The organism is Cyclobacterium sp. 1_MG-2023 (assembly GCF_030546805.1).
In the GTDB taxonomy this organism is placed as follows: Bacteria; Bacteroidota; Bacteroidia; order Cytophagales; family Cyclobacteriaceae; genus Cyclobacterium.
Genome location: NZ_JAUOPC010000021.1, coordinates 30,543 through 51,002 on the forward strand (window position 1 = coordinate 30,543; position 20,460 = coordinate 51,002).

Sequence of the window (20,460 nt, forward strand, 5' to 3'; positions counted from 1 at the left end):
ACTCTCCCGGTTCTGTCCCGGGAAAAATATTCTTCAACAATAAATACTTATTTAGTATACTTTTAGTTATATTAATGTTATGAAAACCAGTACTTTAATTTGGACTTTCATAGCATCTTCCCTATTTGGTTTTTCAATTCCCTGCCTTGGCCAAACATTTGCCAAACAAGACTTTGAGACTGAATTCAACATCGTCAACTACCCGGCAGAATTTCTGCCCGGATGGTCAGCCAGTCAAGTTCGCTCCGGAAAATCCAGGGTTTTTCAAGCTTCAGGAGAAGGAATCGCTGATTCCCAGGCCTTGGCCATTCAGACTACCAGTACTTTCAACGCGCAAATTTACATAAAAACATTGACTGTAGGGTTAAAAAACCCTACAATTTCATTTTGGGCCAAAACCGGTAAAAATGGATCAGGCAACAGACCTGTGCTTTTATACCTTTCCTATTCCACAGATCAAGGAAAGGGTTATTCGACCCCAAGCTTAATCGGATCAGACAGCTCTTTTCTCAATGAAGACTCCCCTTACCTGGAATACCGGCAACCGATACCTGCAATTTATACGGATATAGAAGATTTGACCATAAAACTAGAAATAGCCTATGGAGAAGGTTCCGGCACTGCTGCCAGATTGTTTCTAGATAATTTCAGTATAGCAGAGACTGAAGAAGAAGGCGAATCCCTAAGTGCTAAAATCATCCCTACAGACAATGACAGTAGTTTACTGATCGCATTTGACCAGGAAGTGGCCCTGGTTTCAGAGATTGCAACCCTTAGTTCCAAATATGGTCAGGCCAAGAGCATTTTTCAGCCCCAAAGCAAGCATTTGCTGCTTCACTTTGAAGACTATATTTACAATAATGACTACCGCTTACTTTTCAAAGAGATCAAATCCCTGCAATCAGGCAAAGTATTTAAAGACTGGTCCATTAGTTTTGACTATCCAAAATCCACCCCTCCCGGAGCCCTTGTAATCAACGAAATCATGCCGGACCCAAACCCCAAAGGTTTGATCCCGGAGAACCCTACTCTTCCCAATGCTGAATATATTGAACTTTTTAACCTAACAGAGAAGGCCATCAAACTGAACAATTTCACTTATAATGATGCGACAATTCCCCAAGTGCTCGTTCAACCGCAGGAACACTTGATCCTTTGTGCCGCCACCAATAAGGATTTGTTTCAGCCGTTTGGAAAGGTGGCAGCCATGGAGGCTTTTCCAACCTTGGTCAACAATGGTGGGGTGATCCTGATAAAAGATGACTTTGGTAACCTATTAGATAGTCTGAGCTATGACCGATCCCTGTATGCCGACAAGGAAAAAGAAAATGGTGGATGGTCCATAGAGCGCATCAACCCATTTCTAAACTGTGATGACACTTACAATTGGAAGGCTACTGCAGCAGCCCAAGGGGGGACTCCCGGAACCACAAACAATAGATTTGGCGAAGCTCCAGATCAAAGGGTTTTTGAAATCCTTGAGCTCCAAACTTTGTCCTCCCAGCAAATCCAACTTACTTTCTCCAAAATACTTCCTCCTGTTTTAACAACAAACCCCAACATTTCTCTTAATGATCAAGTATTGATTATTAAGGAGTTTGGTCAAAATTCCATGCTTCTTGAGCTCAGTAACCCTATGATTTCAGGCGAATCCTATAGTTTAACCATTCAAAATTTGTTGGATTGCTATGCCCTGCCTTTGACTGAGAATGAAATAATCTTTACCTATGATGGCCTTCCTCCGCTTGCTGAGAAAGTCGGGGGAATTGATGAATCAACCATTGTTGTGAAATTTGATGAAGCTGTTGATCCTATATCAGCACGCAACCCTCTGCACTATAAATTGATTTCACAAGAAGAGATCACGCTTGCTCCTGCTATATTAGAAGAGCCATCCACTGAAGTTCGAATCGCTCTTTCAAAGCCACTGCTATTCGGTGAAACCTATGGCTTAAGCCTAAGCAATATTGCAGACCAGTCAGGAAACCAAATGCAAAAGGATACCATTTTCTTTGCTTGGGAAGATGTTTTGGATACAGTTATGATTCTTTCACCGAATAGTTTGAAAGTAACTTACTTGGCAAACATCAGTCAGGAAACCGCTACAAATCCTGAAAATTATCTGGCCGGAGAAAGGCTAATTCATCCCATTAGGGTTTTGCAAGATTCTGAAGAACCCAATAGCTTTATTTTGTTTTTTGATGCTGAATTTACGGAGAACAAAGTACAACAATTGCAAGTGCAAAACCTGGTGGATACCGAAGGTAAGGGCAGGATAAGCTTACAAAAAGCCTATGTTCTAGACACAAGACCCATTGAACTGGAACAAGTGGAAACCCCAAACAATAAAAGTCTTCTTCTGACATTTAACAAAGCTCTGGAGCCAAAGCGGGCCCTGCTGCCTCAGGTTTATAGAATAGAGGAAAAGAATGAACATCCACAAGAATTGGAAATGCTCAATGAACAACAGGTTTTACTTCAGTTCCCTTCAGAATGGGTTACCGGTGAAGCCTACCATTTGAGCATTGATGGTCTTGAGGACCTGTATGGGCAAAAATTGACAGCGCCTTTAAAGCACCGCTTTGTTTGGGACACCCTCCCACCAATGATTGACACAGCATATTTTACCCATCCCTATTCATTGGTAATCTCCTTTAATAAAAGCGTAGCTCGACCGGATTCAATCTTGGTCAATGAACAATTAATTACCCAGTTTGAACTTAACAATGCCGGAAATAAAATCACCCTGTACAATGAAGAGGCTTGGCCGGCTATTCAGCTAGCTTTAACAGTCCCTACTGTAAGCAGCATAAATGGGGAGCTTGGGAAAGCGCTCAATTACGCCATTGACAATAGGCTGCTTTCCGTAGCTGAGGCCATGCTTTGGGATGCTGAATCTGTACAAATTTCTTTCACAAGGTTTTATGATCCAAGTACAATTTTATTTATAGAGCAATACTTGGTACAAGGCGAGCTCCCTCTGGAAGTAAATCAAATAAATCCCTATCAAGTCATATTAAAATTGAAAACCCCTTTAAAGCTTGGTGATGAGGTATCGGTTCAAGTGGATCCAAAACAAGAAGCTCCGGATATTTCCGGACATTTATTTCAAACTGTGCTGGACTATGATGATGGCATTCATGATATTTGGCTGGAAAATAATCAGCAAATCATCATCAACCATGATGTGACACTGGCTGAGTCACCCTGGCTTGAACCTTTTAATTTTGTAGAGGAAAACTTTGAACTGGAACCATTTTTAAGCCAATCTTACCCTGAGCAAATCCAGGTATTGATTTCTTCTCCGCTCCAGCAAGGCCTTCAGCTGACACTAAAAATTCCACCAAGGCAAGAGCGAAACAAGCGTATCTTACCGGGTAGCCAAAGGCCCATTTCATGGAATCCTTCAGCTCCTCAACTTTTGGAGGTGGCCGTCCTCCCTGAAAATCAAATTGCCCTGTATTTTGATAAAGAACTGGATCCCGTGCTGGCACTTGTCCCACAATTTTACAGCATTGCAGACCAAAACCCTCAAACAGTAACTTTAGAAGAAAGTGGTAAACTGGTATTGCTCACCTTTGAAAATACTTGGCCAAACAACGTAACCCTCACTTTGCAAGTCCAACAGTTAGAGGATTTAGATGGGAATGAAATTGATCCGATTGAATTTGATTTTCTTTACAAAGAGGTAACTGTTGCAGGGTATAAAGATATCCTGATCAATGAAGTCATGCCTGCCCCCAGAGAAGGCTCTGGCTTGCCGGATTCTGAATATATTGAAATATTCAATCCTACTGATAGTACTTTTAATTTAGGAGGGATGCTGTTGGCAAATTCTAGAACCCGAACTGTCTTGGCACGGACAGAAATGAAACCCGGAGAATATATTATTCTTTGTCCATTGGCTTCAGAAACTGCCTTTAGCAATTATGGAAAGGTAATCGGCCTCAGTCCTTGGCCTGCATTATTGAATGGTGGAGATGAAATTTCTCTTTTGAATCAAAAAGATGAACTTGTGGACAAGATGAGCTATGACCCGCAAATGCCTTTAGCAAGCGAAGTGCTTACAAATGGCTATAGCTGGGAGCTGATAAATCCTTGGTCTACTTGTGAAGGGCCAAGCAATTATGCACCTGCTGGCCTTGAAGCCAAGGGCACACCCGGTGCCGTTAATTCCGTGTTTGATAATAGTCCGGACCGCAGTTCTCCTCAACTGCTCAGCTCGCAAGTCAGTCACAACAACCAAATCATCTTACAGTTCTCAAAACCCTCTGCTAAAGAGATGGGGAATATGGTCGATTTTGAAATTGTCCCTTCGGTCAAAATCATAAATGCAATTCAAGACTCCGATGATCCTTTCCAATGGATTCTTTATCTAGAAGAACCTTTGGAAGAAAACCAAGCTTATGAAATTACGATAATAAACTGGAGAGATTGCTCTGGAAATGCCTTAGATAATAATAAGGCTTTGGTGAAAATACCCGGCAATCCGGAAGAAGGAGACATTGTTTTGAATGAGATTCTTTTTAATCCACCGACGGGTGCTCCAAAGTTTGTTGAAATTTACAATAATTCAAGCAAGCTCATCAACCTCAAAAACTGGAAACTGGCCAACTTTTCGGAAGGAGAAATTGACAACAGGAAAATTCTAACCTCGGATGATTTTATCTTTGACCCTTTTACTTATTTGGTACTTACCACCGATAAGCAGAACCTAGTTACCCATTTCCCAAAGGCGGTAAACAGCAATTTCTTGGAATTGATTTTACCAAGCTATCCTATCCGTTCGGGGACAGTCATTTTATTAGATCCTGAAGAAAGTTGGCCACAAAGATTCGATTACGATGAAGATTATCACCATGGTTTTTTGAGAGATGCCAAAGGTATTTCTCTCGAAAGATATGCCAGCGGGGAGGAGGTAAATGATCCTAAAAACTGGCATTCTGCAGCAGCAGCTGAAAACCATGCCACACCCGGCTATAAAAACTCACAGGTATATGATGGAAATTCCGGAGGGGTAGGATTGACCATTTCACCCGAAATATTTATTCCTGATGCAACAGGAGAACAACCTTTTACCACCATTTCCTATAAAATGGACCAGCCCAACTATCTGGCCACCCTTCGCATTTTTTCTGCTTCCGGGCTAGAGGTAAAACTTTTGTGCCAAAACGAAATCTGGGCAACAAATGGGTTTTATACATGGGATGGCACCAATGAAAAAGGAGAAAAGGTAGGTGTGGGCTACTATATAATTTCTGCAGAACTCATTCACCCTGCCGGCCATGTACAGCACATCAAAAAAACGGTGGTTGTAGGCACTAAATTCTGAAATTTGAATGCCTTGCCCCATATTTTTTGTACTTTGGTTTGATTTTCCAATTGAAACTAAAGAATTTAGTTTTATATATGCAAACAATGAACCCAAGTCGATTAACGCTTCTATTTTTATTATTGATCCAACTGTGGAGTTGCTCAGCCTCCTCAGAAAATAAACCTGAATATGTCTTACGTTTTGGACACCTGGCTAACAACCAGCATGGTTGGCACCTGGCCAGTTTAAAATTTGCCGAAGAGGTAAAAAAGCGCTCCAATGGCAGAATAGAAGTAAAAGTCTATCCCAACGAACAACTCGGTAAGGAGATGGATGTGTTGACCGGACTATTGGTAGGAAGTGCAGACATTATGATTACCGGAGAATCCCTACAAAGCTGGAGCTTGCCCAAAGCCATCCTATGCGCCACCCCTTTTGCTATCCGAGATTCTGAGCATCTAAAAAAAGTGGCAGGTGGACCTTTGGGCAAGGAAATCGAGCAGCATATTTTGGATGGTGCCGGATTCAGACCCATTGCCTGGTTTGAGCGTGGGGCAAGAAACCTAACTGCCAATCGAATCATCCGCCATCCGGACGATCTTCAAGGAATGATTTTAAGGGTACCACCGGTTTCTCTTTATGTGGATACTTGGAGTACACTGGGTGCCAAACCTACACCTATGGCTTTTTCAGAGGTTTTTACTGCTTTGCAACAATCCACCATCCATGGACAGGAAAACCCTTTTGCCTTGATCAAAGATGCAGGCCTCTATGAGGTGCAAAAATACTGTATGTTAACCTCACATGTGAAAAGCTGGGCTTATGTGGTCATGAGTGGTAAAAAATACGATAGCCTCCCCAAGGACCTGCAAAATGTAATCGATGAATCAGCTAAAATAATGCAGGAATATGAACATGAATTGTTTTTAGTTCAAGAGAAAAAAGATTACGATTTTCTTGTGGAAAAAGGAATGGAATTTATTGAAGTTGACATTGAAGCTTTCAAGGCAGCCGCCAAAGAAGCTGTTCTGGAATCCTTTGATGAAGAACAAACAGATCTTTTAAATAGAATCCAGCAGGTAAAATGACAAAATCTCCCTTCCCCACTTTAGATAAAGTACTGGGTTTCCTCGTAAACCTAAGTTTTGTTGTGATGATTGCCGTTGTATTGCTTCAGGTTATTGCCAGGTACCTTTTGCCTTGGGCTCCCAATTGGACCGAAGAGCTTGCCCGCTTTTGCTTCATCTATTTGGTAAGCATGGGTGCTGCCTTGGCTGTAAAAGACAATGGTTATGTAAGTGTAAACTTTTTATTGGACAGGCTATCGCCCAAATACAAATCCCTATTGGAGAATATTATTTTGGTATGCATTATCGGCTTGATGTTTACTCAGTTTGTGGTAAGCCTTCCATTAATGGAGATTGTGAGCATACAAAAATCCCCTTCCATGAACCTCAACATGGCCTTTATGTATGGTACCATGGCCATTATGGGCTTATCGGTTGCCTTTTACAGTACCTTGAAATTAATACAGAAAAATAGATGACAGCACTTTTATTCATTGTCTTTTTGGTTCTATTGGCCATTGGCTTTCCTATTGCCTTTGCCTTGGGGATTTCCGCCTTTACCTATTTGTTGTTTAGCGATATCCCATTAATGGTGATCCCACAAAAAATGTATGCCGGGATTGATGTATTTGTATTGCTTTCTATTCCCGGTTTTATTTTGGCCGGAAACCTTATGAATGCCAGTGGCATTACCGGTAGGATCATCAATTTTTGCAATGCGCTTTTGGGACATATTAGAGGAGGGTTAGGACTGGCCAATGTTGGGGCTTCCATGTTATTTGGCGGTATCTCCGGGACGGCCATTGCCGATACCGCCAGCATTGGTTCTGTAATGATTCCTGCCATGAAAAAAGAAGGCTATGATGTGCCTTTTTCCTGTGCCGTCACGGCTTCTTCTTCCACAATTGGGCCTGTTATTCCTCCCAGTTTACCGATGATCATTGCCGCCACCCTTACCGGACTTTCCGTGGGAAAGTTATTTGTAGCCGGGATTGTTCCGGGTGTATTATTGGGAATAGGTTTTATGTTGATTACCTATTTGATTTCTGTGAAAAGAAAATACCCCAAAAGGGCTAGAAAATCATTTGGCTTCATCTTCAAAAGCTTTTTCCAGGCATTTTGGGCCTTAATGATGACCGTAATTATTCTTTTTGGCATCATAGGAGGTGTTTTTACGCCTACCGAGGCCTCTATTGTAGCCGTAATTTATGCGATAGCCATTGGTCTTTGGGTTTACAAAGAGTTAAAAATTAAAATGATTCCGGCCATATTGCTTCAGTCAGCCAAAACAACTGCTGCCTTGATGGTCTTGGTTGGTTTTGCCAATCTCTTTGCTTGGATCATGACCGTAGAGGAGTTGCCACAGCTGATTGCCAATAGCCTATTGGAATTGACCACCAACAAATTCATGCTACTCTTGTTAATCAACCTCTTGCTTATATTTGTAGGCGCCTTTATGGAAACCATTGCCGCCTTGCTTATACTGTTCCCGGTTTTGCTGGGCGTAGCAGTAAATGTGGGCGTAGACCCTGTGCAGTTTGCCATCATTATGGTTTTTAACTTGGTGATTGGGCTCACCACGCCTCCGGTAGGAGTTTGTTTGTTTGTGGCTTCCAGTATAGGGAGCATATCCCTTGAAAAAATAGCGGTAGCAGGCTTGCCTTATTTGATGGTGAGTATTCTGGTCCTTTTGATGATTACTTATATCCCCGAAGTAAGCCTCTGGTTACCGGGATTGTTTTATGAGTAAATCTCGAACTTCTGATCGAGGCGACCTTTGATAAATTGCTCAGTTGGTGACAATGAAATAGGCTGACTTAATTTTAACTTCGTTACGCAATCGTCAATCTTGAAAATATCAAAATCCCCCTTTTTTCAAAAGGGGACCAAGGGGGATTTCTAACGTTAACAGCAAACAAAATAAACTTTTAATCTCTGAAAATAACCATCCATTATTAGCCATTTTGTCCATCCAAATGTCGCAATTCCTCTTTTTTAATCTTCATTAATAAACAAAAACTTCAATTAATTTTAATATTAACAATTCCTTTGGTTAAATTAAACCACAGGAAAATAAGAAGAGGGAATAGTGCCATCAGTCTGCCAAACTTTTTGTAACTGTGCCCATCTCCAAAATACACTTTAACTAAAACCACACAGCCATAACCATGAAAAAAATTACTATAACAAGTAAATCATTTACTTTTTCCTTATGCCTTTTGGCATTTTTCACCTTCTGTAAATCTCCTCAAAAGCAAGAAAAAATGGTTGAGCAGACAGCAAATACTTACTATTCCATGGAAGATTTTTCCTCCATAAAGAAGTTTGATACCCATTTTCACCTTCGCAGTCAATTTGATACCCTTTTCATCAATCAAGCGGCGAAGGATAATTTTGGTCTACTGACCGTTAGTGTATACACTTCCCCAAACAGAACCCCTGAGGACCAAGAAAATTTCTCTTTAAAAATGGTGCGTGATTTTCCTGATATTGTCTCCTATGCCACCACATTTTCATTGGATGGTTTCAATGAGGAGGATTGGGTAAGCAAAACCCTAGCCTATTTAGAAAAATCCATTGCCCATGGAGCCATTGCGGTTAAGGTTTGGAAAAACGTGGGCATGGAATTGAAAAATGACAAGGGTGAATTGGTAACCATCAATGACAAGAAATTTGAACCCATCTTAAAACTTTTAACGGAAAAGAACATTACCCTATTGGGGCATCTTGGTGAACCCAAAAACACTTGGTTGCCACTAGAAGAAATGACCGTACAGGGAGACAAGGATTATTTTAGTGAAAATCCAAAGTACCACATGTACAACTTTCCCGATTTTCCCTCCTATGATGATCAAATTGAGGCCCGAGACCGGATGTTGGCCGATAATCCTGATTTGAGATTTGTTGGAGCACATTTGGGAAGTTTGGAATACGATGTTAAGGAATTGGCAAAAAGACTGGATCGCTACCCCAATATGGCAGTGGACATGGCCGAAAGAATTTCCCACCTACAATACCAGGCCATTACCAATTGGCAAGAGGTTCATGACTTCTTTATTAAATACCAGGACAGGCTAATTTATGGAACAGATTTGAGAACCAGTGCATCCGATATACAAGCCAAAGGATTGACCCAAACGGATGAGATTGCATCCCATGCCCACGAAGTATGGTTAAGGCATTGGCAATTTTTCACCGGAGATGATGAAATGAATGTGCCAAAAGTAGATGGTTCCTTCAAAGGCCTAAAGCTACCCAAATCCGTGGTAGATAAGATTTATAGGTACAATGCTGAAAAATGGTATCCTGGACTTCTCGAATAGTTTTTAAACTTTAAAAAATTAAAAACACCATGAATTACCTCGACCGCAGAAATTTTCTAAAACTATCTTCCTTAGCCCTCGGAGGTCTATCGGCCGGTTTGCATGCCAAGCCTTCTTTTGCAAGAGACTTCAAAAAAAACCTAAGACTGGGTTTTGTGGGTATTGGAGGTAGGGGTTCTTACCATCTGGACACTGCACTGGGAATTGCCGGGGTAGAAATCCCTGCCATTTGCGACATTGACCCTACAAACCTTTACCAAGCCAAGCGATGGATTGAAGAATCCGGCCAGCCTAGTCCCAAACTTTACGAAAAAGGCCCAACAGATTTTATCCGGCTATGTGAAGAAGAAGAACTGGATGCGGTAATCTGTGCGACACCTTGGGATACCCATGCACCTATTTGCCTGGCGGCCATGAAAAATGGGAAACATGCGGCCTGTGAAGTACCTCTTGCCCAAACATTGGAAGAAGCATGGGAACTGGTAGAAACCTTTGAAAAAACTGGGAAGTGGGCCAGCATCGTTTTAGGCGGTTTTGGAGACCTGACCATGTTGAATATGGTGAGGAAAGGACTTTTAGGAGACATCCTCCATGCAGAAAGTGGTTATATTCATGACCTAAGGATGGTGAAGTTTAATCCCGAAGAAGAACCATGGAGACTGCAACCTGCCATAGACAAGAACGGCAACCTGTACCCTGACCACCCCATGAGAAACATGATGCCTTTATTGGACATCAACCATGGGGACCGATTTGATTACCTGGTTTCCATGAGTACCAAATCGGGCATGCTCAATGAATACGCCAAGGCCCAATATGGGGAAAAACACCCATATGCAACTAAAAAGATGGCCCTGGGAGATTATAACGCTTCGCTTATCCGTACAGTAAAAGGTAAAATGATCACCCTCAACCATGATACCCACACGCCCCACCCCAGAGAAAGTTTCCGACTTCAGGGCACCAAAGGAATTTATTTAAAGGAAAGGGATAACCAGCGCATTTACATTGAAGGGAGAAGCCCGGAGGCACATCAATGGGAACCTGCGGCGCCATACTTAGAAGAATTTGCGCATGATATCATAAAAAACTATGCCCCACCGGAGAGAAAAGGAGGCGCCATTCGAGGACATGGCAGTGGTGGTATAACCCAAACCCCCATAAACTGGCACCGATTGATTCTGGCCCTGCAGGAAAACAAACAGCCGGACTGGGATGTGTACGATTCAGTAACAAGCGCGGCCATTATTCCCCTTACCGGCGCTTCAGTAGCCGACAAAAGCAGGTCGGTAGATTTCCCTGATTTCACAAAAGGGAAATGGGAAACCAGGGCAAAGCTTTATTCTTAATTAAAGAGTTGATGAAAGCCCACCAACAGCGAATAAGAACTGAATTACCAAAAATCTATAGCCAAGATTTATTGAATAACCAGTTTCGGTGTCTTACAACAAAATTTACTTCGTAATGGAGGATACTAAAATAAGTCGAAAACAGCGGCGAAATATCTCTCCCAGTTAGATAAAATTGGAATATGAGCAATCAGAAAATTTGGAAAGACAATTACCATAGAAACAGAAGATTTTATGCTTTTACAAAATATTGGTAATTTTCATGACCCGCATATCAAAGAAGAACTGTTTAACTCTCAAAAATTGAAATAGGAATTCGCTTAGTGAATGATAGTTATTTTAATGCCTGTGATACAAAATAAACTCGGCAAACATCTTATTTAGCCAAAGCTACCTGCCTTTAGTAAAAAATGAGTATAACCTGATTCAGAGAGTATTGTTGCAAACAAAAGGTAACAATACCGCCAAAATATCGACCTTAATTAGTAATTTCTTCAAATCCAAGATTAATTGTTCTATTTCTATTTGATTCCTATTCCTAAGTCTTTATTTTAGTATTTAATAATTTAGTAGCAGTGAGTCGTTTGAAAATAGGCATTTTTAAAAGTCATTTAATGTTTGATTATAACAAGTGCCTTGCACCATTCATACAACTCCTAATCTAGACTGATAAATATCTTCTATCTTTAATAGAGTCTCAAAATGAAGAAGACAACATTACTTATTATAATCTCCTTTTTTGTATTTTCATGTAATCCTTATAACAAAGAATTTACGTTAGAGGGTGAATATTCTATCGTCGATTTTACAATGACCCCGGAGTTTGCAAAAGATTCAATTGCACGAAAAAATATATTGCCTATAATTACTAGTCCCAATAGCAAATTTATTTTTTCAAAGGACCATTCATTTGTAAAAATAGATCCCAAGTTTGGTATGGAATTCTTTGGAGATTCAATTTATAAATATGAGATGGAGAATAAATTTATTTCCTTAACAAATAATGATAAAACCATAAACATCCCATATAAAAACGATAATGGAATAATAAGGCTATTTATTGACAGCAAAGGAATTGAGCGATTTTCAATTATCCCATCAAAGAATTAGTATTCGTTTGTAACCAGATTAAACCAAAAATTAAAAAAAACTGATAGACGAAAAGTGAAAATTCAGTCGCGAACGAGCTCAAGGCTTGATGATTCAACATACTATTATACTATTCCTATTTCTCGAAAGGTCCTGCTCACCAAGCCAAGAGGAATCCCAAGCAACTTTTGAAAAAAAAAACTTACAACAGTGCACAGCCAACTTTCGTCTAGCTTTGTTGTTTTTTCATTTTTTGCAGAGTGAACCAAAAAGTCAATGTAAAAATGAAAACCAAAGCAGCTACTAATATTCCCCAGCCATACAAATAATGGTCGGTTAAGATTTTAAAAGTAGCAAAAACGATGACCGCTAGTGCAGAAATTACTAAAGAATATAATAAATTTTTCATGATTAATTTACTTAATCCTTTTACGGAACAGCCTAAACCAGCTCCAACTACACATAATATACTTTACACACACCAAGCAAATTTTCCCTAAGGGTCATAAAGTAATTGGTTATGTACTTACACATCCCCAACCTTAGGTGGCAAGCCCATAGAAATACATATTATATAGTTAATTTGTTAATTATCTCGACAAAATGATCTAATTAAAATAATTAAGTATAATTTAATATCCAATTTATTATAAAAAATTCCTAAGGGTAATCATTTAATCCGAGATTAAATATTAAGAAAGTATAACCATGAATTTTAAAACCTTGATGAAGCTATCTAACATTACTATTTTTTAATGTTTAAAATTGTTAGTTATTAAGCCCCCTATCGCTCCAATAAAAAAGACAACAAATCTTTGAGGTCGCTATCGGTAAGGTTCTTTTCTAAACCTTCGGGCATCAATGAACTTTTGATCAAGCCATAATCGGCTATGTTCTCCTTAGCAAACGTAACAAAGCCTTTTGCTAAAGTATATATTTCTATGCTGCCTTCTCCCACATCTATTTGCCTGCCTTGATGCATGGTCCCATCTTTTAATTTTATAAACCATCCTTGTGACTATATTTTACCAAATTGGCCTACCCTTAATTATAATTTTTCCTTATTGATATTTAATCAAACACACCATGCCATATCGTCACTTTTGTCCATATTTAACAGTCATAATGTCATTTAACCAATCAACAATACTGACGTATTGTCCTGTTTTACAGATGTTTACCTGATTTTTCCAATTGGCATTTACTTTGTAAAATGACAAGTAAATAAAGAAGTTAAAACTAAAAAAACTATAGCCATGACACTTATAAAATCAAACGGAAGAAAAACACAGGCACCTGATTTTAACAATTGGTTGGATCAATTATTTGATGTTCCATCTTCTTTTGTATTGGGTAGCCCTGAAAATCGTTTCAATGGAAACAGGCCGGCAGTTAATATCAAAGAAAATGACAAAGAGTATTTGTTGGAAGTAGCTGCCCCCGGTATGAAGAAGGAAGATTTTAACATTTCCTTTGAAAAAGACTATCTGATTATCTCCGCAAGTAAAAAAACAGAGACGGAAGAAAAAGATGAAAGCCATAAGGTAAAGCGAACTGAATTCCATTACGAAAGTTTTGAAAGGTCTTTCTTTATTGAAGAAGACAAAGTAGATGTGGATCAGATCAACGCTCAGTACCAAGACGGTATCCTTAAACTTATACTTCCTAAAAAAGAAGAGCTAAAAAGAGTGAAGCAAATCACAGTATCATAATCGGGAAAAAATCCTGAATTAATTATTAGAAAGTTCCTTGGTTAGCCAAGGAACTTTTTTTGGTTTTATTTCCAATAGACTCCATAGGTTTGCTTAGCCCCAACCGAAAAGTTTTGCAGCATTACCACCGAGTATGGCTGCCTGCTCCTGTGATGAGAGGTGCGAGAGGTGCCCCAACAGGTCCTGACGGTAGCGGAGGTAGGAGTCTGGTGTCGCATCTGAATTGAAGCCCCCGCCATAGATCATCCGTTCGGGGCCCCAGGCACTGGTCAATTGGCGGATGATCGGCCTGATATCCTGGTGAGGATAGTGCTCTGCTTTTGGGATCGATGCTAGCTTCATTATTGTGTTAGGAAAGTCAGCCCAGCGCAATACCCTGCCATATTCCTCCGGTGATCCTTGAAACGGACGCCCAAGGTGATCAATTATCACAGTGGTGTCGGAGAATTCCCGAATGTAAGGTTCGAAGCCGGGAGCATAGCGGGGTTCGAAATGCATTTGCACAGTAACCCCGGCATCGGCGACACTACGCCACCATTTACGGAGTTCCGGTTTCCCAAACGGAGGCAACCGATCGGGAGCATAAGCATGAACCCGGGAAGCAATAATACTCCCTTCATGGCTCTTTAAATAGGATGGCATCGCAGCCAGCGAATCAGGCTGGTCAGCGAAAAACAGACAGGTACCCTTCAGTCGGCCCCCGCCAACTTCCAGACAATGATCCAGGTAGCGATGATCGTCCTGATACGGTTCAGGGTGAACAACGATTGCATATTTAATTCCTGCTCCGTCCATGCAGCTCAGCAGGTGCTCTGGAGTGGCAGCGGAATTAGGTTGATAGGGTCCATTGGGATGATAAGGAAATTTATTGCTGTCTGGGCCGGCAAAACAGTGCAGATGGGTATCGACAACCGGCAAATCGCTTTGGCCCTTCTCCGCCCTCGACCTCGAAGTAAGGGCAAGGCTAGCAAGTGATCCACCTAATATCCCTAGGCAGTCACGGCGGTTAATGCAATTCCCCTCGTGGCCTTTTTTCGGATGGTTCTCTTGTCTGCCGAAATAAATGGCTTTTGGATGATCATTTGTATTAAAGGATTTCAGTATCAAGGCTATATGGGTTTGTTTAAACTACCTTCAAAAGTTACTACAGTCTTCCTAAAAACCAAAATGAATAACTAAATAGACTGGTAAATTATTTCTTTGAAAAGAGTTGGCTTGATTAAACCCGAAATAGGTAATAGAAAATATATTACTTGCTGAAACTGCTTTAAACAGTTTGATTTTCTAGCGATTACAACACCTCCCATACACAGGGAACAGGCTATTAGGCATCCTATTACATAATTCGAATCTTTTTCTAGTCAACATACTTTATTTTGTTGTCTTTTGGGTATAAAATTCATCTGATTTGCATATTTTGAGCTTATCGATTGTATCTCCATCGTCTACTCATGGGTTAATCCTCCTATTTTTTTCCTTCTATTATTTATATCACTTCGATGAGCTTATCCAGCTACTCCGATCTGGTCTAAGTTACGCTTCGCTAAACTTAGACTTATAATGAAGAATGTTTTCAAATTTCTTTATTGAAGAGAAGCACCTTTTGGGTTGACTTCGGGTCCGCTCAGTCACCTATACCATAGTCGAAAAAAACAAATCAAAGAATGGCCTTCAACCCACAAGGTTCGGCAACGCCTCATAGTTTTGGCCCGGCCAATGTTTCTTGATTGGGTCTAATGGATAAGTTTTCCCTTGAATTATACTTTATTTTGGCCTATAATTTTCATCAAAAGAGAATAGCATTTTGTCGATTAATATTGAACCTTCTATATTTTTCACCAATACCGGCCATTGTCCTGCAGAAATATTTATTGTCCCCGGAACTTTTACCCATTCCCATTTTTTCCTATTAGAAACTAAAAAGCTTTCGGATTTTTGATTATTGAACACTACTTGAACCATGCTCTTACTTGGGTTTTGACTTTTTACCAAAATCCACATGAAGATATCCACATTTTCAGCAGTCCCTACAGAGTATTCTATAAAGGTCTCTTTGTCAATACCTACTCCTTTCGTTTCAACATATTTATTCCCTGTGGATTTACTATCATTAAGCACCGAAACATTTCCATAAGAATAGGAATAGTCCTCTGCTTCAATAAAGTTGATTTTTTCTTCCTTCAGAAATAATTCCTTTCCTTCTCCATCACGGGCATATCTGATAATTTTATTATCTGTTGCCATTTTGGTATTCTCCGAAACAACAAGGGAAAATTGGTATATCCCATATTTATAAAAGCGCACCTTGGTTTGAAATTTATTTGGTTCAAGAATGTCAACCTTTCCAGGGCCATTTTCTAATTTCCAGTAAAAATTAACAGCTTTATCCGAAATATTCTTTATTTCCCCTTGTAACAAGCCTTCATTGTTAGGGGATAACAACACCTCATTTTTACCGGCATCAACAATTAAATTAGCCTCTTGAGAAATATCCTCTATATTGTTCGCATTCAACTCAATTGATCCTATATCTGGAGCTAATCCGGCAATATATTTTCCAGGTATTTCAAGAGAACCTATACCCTTTAATTCGTACCTGTCTATCCCCGCATCAATTACGGGACTGTTTTCGGCAGGCCTAAAGCTGATCTTATCAAGAAGTGGATCCATAGAAAAAATGTTTCCCTCATTGATTATATTATCATTCAGCTCAATGAAATCATCTCCACCATTTTTAAAAAATAAATTATGCACGATAGCCGAATTTCTACCAAACCTCTTGAACCCACCCAATGCATTTCCCAGAACCAGATTGTTTGCCGCAATAATATTATTACCGCCCGTAGCCCCCATTTGGTTTCCCACCAGGGTATTATTAAAAAAATAAACCAGCTCATCCATTTTTGAGGCCCCACTTAAATCTTCTACAGTTTTTGATCCTTCCATGCAGCCCAAGCCTGTTTTGCAGCCCCTTATAATATTGTGATGAATCATAAATTCTTTTCCAGTATATTTATCATAAGAGATGAGTTGAATCCCTGCATTTTTACTGCCAATAATCGAATTATCGCGAATAGTATAATTAATATTCTGGTCAGGGTATGAAAACAACCTGATCTCAATTCCGTCGTCATTGCTATTGATGATGGTATTGTGTTCCACCAGTATATCACTGCCTTTATTGTCCGGATCAGACCCAATATCTAAATCCAAGCCATCATCACGGTCATTCTCAACTGTGTTATATCCAACGTATCCTCCTCCCGGGCCTTCAATACTCATGGCATCTAGGTTGTTTACAAAATGATTGTACATGACAATAACCTTGGACATAATATCCAAGGTATGGTCCCCATTTATGATATGTAGGCCACTAATCTCCACTTCATCTGCTAAAATTGTAAAAAGGCTTTCATCACCCGAATCTATAATGGTTGCTTCAATTTTTGACAGATCTCCTGTTACTTTCCATTCTGAAGAGGCAGTAATGGATTTGTTGATTTCAATCTTATTTTCAAAATACTTCCCGGGAGAAATAATAATCCAATCCCCCTCCTTGGCCTCCTTAACTGCATTCCCTATACTTGGGAATTCCGCTGGTACTTTTAGGATTCGAACAGGAATGGAATCAATTGGAGTTTGAGTTAAGCCGGTAGATTTATCAAAATCGACGTAAATTTGGCTTGGAAGCGAATGATTTTTCCTAACCAAGGATAGACTTGTTTTATCCAATTCAGTGTTAAGGGCCTCCTCATTGTACCGGACCATCATCAGATCAAGATGATTTGACTTTCCCCCTTCTCCTTCAAGCCCTTCAGAAATTTCCAAAGTATTTATCTTGATTGAATCAGGTAAACCCATATAATTTAACCCATAGGTAGTAAGTGATAAAAACAAACCTATACCAGTGAGAACATGAGGTAATCGAGGCTTCATGTGAGCTGGAGAGTATTCTTCGTTCATCTTCTTTGTTAGAATTAAAGTAATTAACGATCGTTAATTACTGCCGCACAACTAATCTACAAAATTTAAAATAAAGTCATTTTAATAATATATAAGAGGAATAAATCCTCAATTGCAAGAACAGTTAAATCGCTACTTTCTTCTAATATCTGTATCATTATAATTAGAATAAATATATTTTTTGACCTTATGCATAATTTATAGGATGTTGTATGTTTGTGTTAATGCTGATATTGGCATTAGAAAATAGGTTCGAAAGAAGAGAAAATGATACAATCAAAAATCATCATGGCTGTTGCGGTCAACCTACTCTCCATTTTAACAGTCGTTTCCACCTTTGCCCAAACAGAGGAGAAAGCCATGGAAAATTTCAACGAACTTACGGATGCCAATTGGCAAGAGGTGTTCTACGATCCATGCACACAAGATTGGAGGGATAATTGGTCTCTGGACGGGGAGAAAGCTACGGTCACAAACCAAAAAGAGGGTATGGACTTTATGGCCGGCCCAAAGGCCTTTAATGATGCGCACCATGCTGTTCTCTGGACCAAACAAGACTTTAAGGGGGATCTTAAGATTGAATATGATTACACCCGGCTAGACAAAGAGCTCAGAATGGTAAATATTCTCTACATTCAGGCAACCGGCAGTCGAAGGCCGGGCTTTGGCAAAGACATCAGCGAATGGGCAGATAAACGAACTGTCCCTTCCATGAAAAGCTACTACAACAATATGAATGCTTATCATATTAGTTATGCCGCCTTTGACACGGATAATACTGTTCCAGGGAAAGATTACATAAGAGCACGTCGCTATATGGCAAATGGATTGAAAGGGACGGAACTTGACAATGAATATGAGCTAACCGGTTTCTTTACCCCGGGCGTTCCGCACAAGATAACGATCATTAAACGAGATCGAGACATTTACATGCATATCCAAAATGAGCAGAAAGAAATGCTTTGCCATTTTGTAAACACCAAGTTTCCACCGATTAATGAAGGGAAAATTGGTCTGCGTCACATGTACACCCGAGGGGCCCGGTATAAGAATTTCAAAGTAAGCCTACTTGCTCAAGATACAGTCAACGCTAAAGTCCTATCAAAAGAATATAAAATCAAGACGGCTACGGAATTGACAAGGCGCCTCAAGAGTGCGGAACCTGGGGATATTATGGTTTTGCCTGCCGGAAAACTGAAGGACTGGATGGTTGATGTCAATATTTCCGGAACAAAGGAGGCCCCAATCATAATCAAAGGCCGAGGAAAGGACGAGACAATCTTTACAGGAATGAGTGCAATCAAAATCAAAGAATGCTCATATGTCAAACTCGAGGACTTTTCCTTTTCAAACATTGAAGGAACAGCCGTGGCCTTTAGTTCTACAAACCATTGCTCAGTTAACAATGCCACTTTCACTAAGATCACAGCAAAGACGATTATCAAGATCGAAGGAAATGGGCAGAACAATGAAATAACCTCATGCCATTTTTTCAAAAATCCATCCAAAAATATCGAAATAGCTATAGGCAAGAAAAGTAAGCCGGTAGGGACAATCATTCGCAACAACCTGTTCGAAGACGTACCTCCTATTGGAGGAAATGGGAGAGAAACAATTCAGATTGGCCAAAGTCAGACAGTCTACGGTGAAGTGGAGGCCAATACACTTGTGGAAAACAACCGCTTTATCCGGTGTAGCGGTGAATCAGAAATCATCAGCAACAAAAGTTCCGGCAACCGTTATATTGGCAACCTCTTTCAGGATTGCGAAGGGGAGTTGGTCATGAGGGGCGGTTTTGGTTGCACAATCGAGAACAACCGTTTCGAAAACTGTACTGGAGGAATAAGACTATCAGGTAATAATCATAGGGTAAGAAATAATGTTATATGGAAGAGTCAAGGGGCAGGAATTAGCCTGATGTATGGGGTAAGCAATGAAGCACCTGCCTTCTATATGGCCGTAAGTGGCTGCACAATTGAAAATAATACAATCGTAGGCGCAGGAAGTACCGGAATATTAATAGGAGCCAATCGTGGTAGGGAGTTATTGGCCAACCCGACTAACAAGAAGAAACTTTTAGGAAACCCAAGTAGGTATGGAACCCACTTTGACATGAATATAGCTCCCTATGATAATATTATTCATTCAAATGTTATTTACGGTGAAAAAGGCAACCTAATTACTGCCGACAATGCTCCTCAAAACAATTTCAAAGACAACCTGGCATTTTCACCCAACTCCAAAATAAGGGCAGATACCAAGTATAATTTTATCCCTCTCATATTCATAGATTTAGAAACTGGTAATCTGGCTCTTAAATCAAATAAGGCAAGGACAACATCAAGTGGCGCTATGGGAAAGGTATGTGAACCAGTCCATTCGGACCAACCTGAAACGAATAATTAGAACAAAAACCTGGATCAAGGGTTAGTATCCCAGTGTATTGGTAAATAAAACAATATTTACCCGGATTAGCGGTTCGTTTATTATTGACTTTATTAGCAGCTGGACAAACTTTCAAAATAAGTAAGGCACCTTCCTCCCCTAAACAAGCACGATTATACTGAAAAGAGAGGAGAATTAAGCAGGATTATTTATAAAAAGAGGGCATAAAAAAAGACCCTTAGATTGCTCTAAGGGTCT

General features: G+C 40.0%; 13 protein-coding genes. 9 read left to right on the forward strand and 4 right to left on the reverse strand.

Annotated elements, in window-relative coordinates:
* The first annotated feature begins 79 nt into the window (after positions 1-79).
* The 7 genes from Q4534_RS22650 (at position 80) to Q4534_RS22680 (ending at position 12,163) form a co-directional block, all read left to right on the forward strand.
* Positions 80-5,332: a lamin tail domain-containing protein gene (locus Q4534_RS22650; RefSeq protein ID WP_303615443.1), complete on the forward strand. Its 5,253-nt coding sequence runs from the start codon at positions 80-82 to the stop codon at positions 5,330-5,332.
* Between the two features lie 77 nt (positions 5,333-5,409).
* Positions 5,410-6,402 (forward strand): TRAP transporter substrate-binding protein, encoded by a 993-nt coding sequence (locus tag Q4534_RS22655; protein WP_303615444.1) that lies wholly within the window; start codon positions 5,410-5,412, stop codon positions 6,400-6,402.
* Positions 6,399-6,860, forward strand: coding sequence for a TRAP transporter small permease (locus tag Q4534_RS22660; protein ID WP_303615445.1), 462 nt, complete (start codon positions 6,399-6,401; stop codon positions 6,858-6,860). The genes Q4534_RS22655 and Q4534_RS22660 overlap by 4 nt, the downstream gene beginning before the upstream one ends.
* Positions 6,857-8,131, forward strand: a complete 1,275-nt coding sequence (locus Q4534_RS22665; RefSeq protein ID WP_303615446.1) for a TRAP transporter large permease — start codon at positions 6,857-6,859, stop codon at positions 8,129-8,131. Before Q4534_RS22660 ends, Q4534_RS22665 begins: the two co-directional genes overlap by 4 nt.
* A gap of 418 nt (positions 8,132-8,549) precedes the next feature.
* On the forward strand, positions 8,550-9,704 hold the full coding sequence (locus Q4534_RS22670) for an amidohydrolase family protein (RefSeq protein WP_303615447.1): 1,155 nt from the start codon (positions 8,550-8,552) through the stop codon (positions 9,702-9,704).
* Between the two features lie 29 nt (positions 9,705-9,733).
* Positions 9,734-11,053, forward strand: coding sequence for a Gfo/Idh/MocA family protein (locus tag Q4534_RS22675; protein WP_303615448.1), 1,320 nt, complete (start codon positions 9,734-9,736; stop codon positions 11,051-11,053).
* 702 nt (positions 11,054-11,755) lie between these two features.
* A complete protein-coding gene (locus tag Q4534_RS22680; RefSeq protein ID WP_303615449.1) occupies positions 11,756-12,163 on the forward strand; it encodes a hypothetical protein in 408 nt (135 codons plus the stop codon).
* Positions 12,164-12,371: 208 nt separating this feature from the next.
* On the opposite strand, the gene Q4534_RS22685 is transcribed toward Q4534_RS22680, so the two are convergent.
* Together Q4534_RS22685 and Q4534_RS22690 are read right to left on the reverse strand one after the other, a co-directional pair.
* Positions 12,372-12,551, reverse strand: coding sequence for a hypothetical protein (locus Q4534_RS22685; RefSeq protein ID WP_303615450.1), 180 nt, complete (start codon positions 12,549-12,551; stop codon positions 12,372-12,374).
* A 375-nt stretch (positions 12,552-12,926) separates the two neighbouring features.
* The gene (locus Q4534_RS22690; RefSeq protein WP_303615451.1) at positions 12,927-13,124 is read right to left on the reverse strand and encodes a hypothetical protein; all 198 of its coding nucleotides are present in this window, start codon (positions 13,122-13,124) and stop codon (positions 12,927-12,929) included.
* A 274-nt stretch (positions 13,125-13,398) separates the two neighbouring features.
* Between Q4534_RS22690 and Q4534_RS22695 the strand changes: the two genes are divergently transcribed.
* Complete coding sequence (locus Q4534_RS22695) at positions 13,399-13,854, forward strand: Hsp20/alpha crystallin family protein (RefSeq protein WP_303615452.1); 456 nt, start codon at positions 13,399-13,401, stop codon at positions 13,852-13,854.
* Between the two features lie 93 nt (positions 13,855-13,947).
* On the opposite strand, the gene Q4534_RS22700 is transcribed toward Q4534_RS22695, so the two are convergent.
* Complete coding sequence (locus Q4534_RS22700) at positions 13,948-14,961, reverse strand: amidohydrolase (protein ID WP_303615453.1); 1,014 nt, start codon at positions 14,959-14,961, stop codon at positions 13,948-13,950.
* Between the two features lie 657 nt (positions 14,962-15,618).
* A complete protein-coding gene (locus Q4534_RS22705) occupies positions 15,619-17,817 on the reverse strand; it encodes a hypothetical protein (protein WP_303615454.1) in 2,199 nt (732 codons plus the stop codon).
* 267 nt (positions 17,818-18,084) lie between these two features.
* Between Q4534_RS22705 and Q4534_RS22710 the strand changes: the two genes are divergently transcribed.
* Positions 18,085-20,223, forward strand: coding sequence for a DUF1961 family protein (locus Q4534_RS22710; protein ID WP_303615455.1), 2,139 nt, complete (start codon positions 18,085-18,087; stop codon positions 20,221-20,223).
* Positions 20,224-20,460 lie beyond the last annotated feature (237 nt).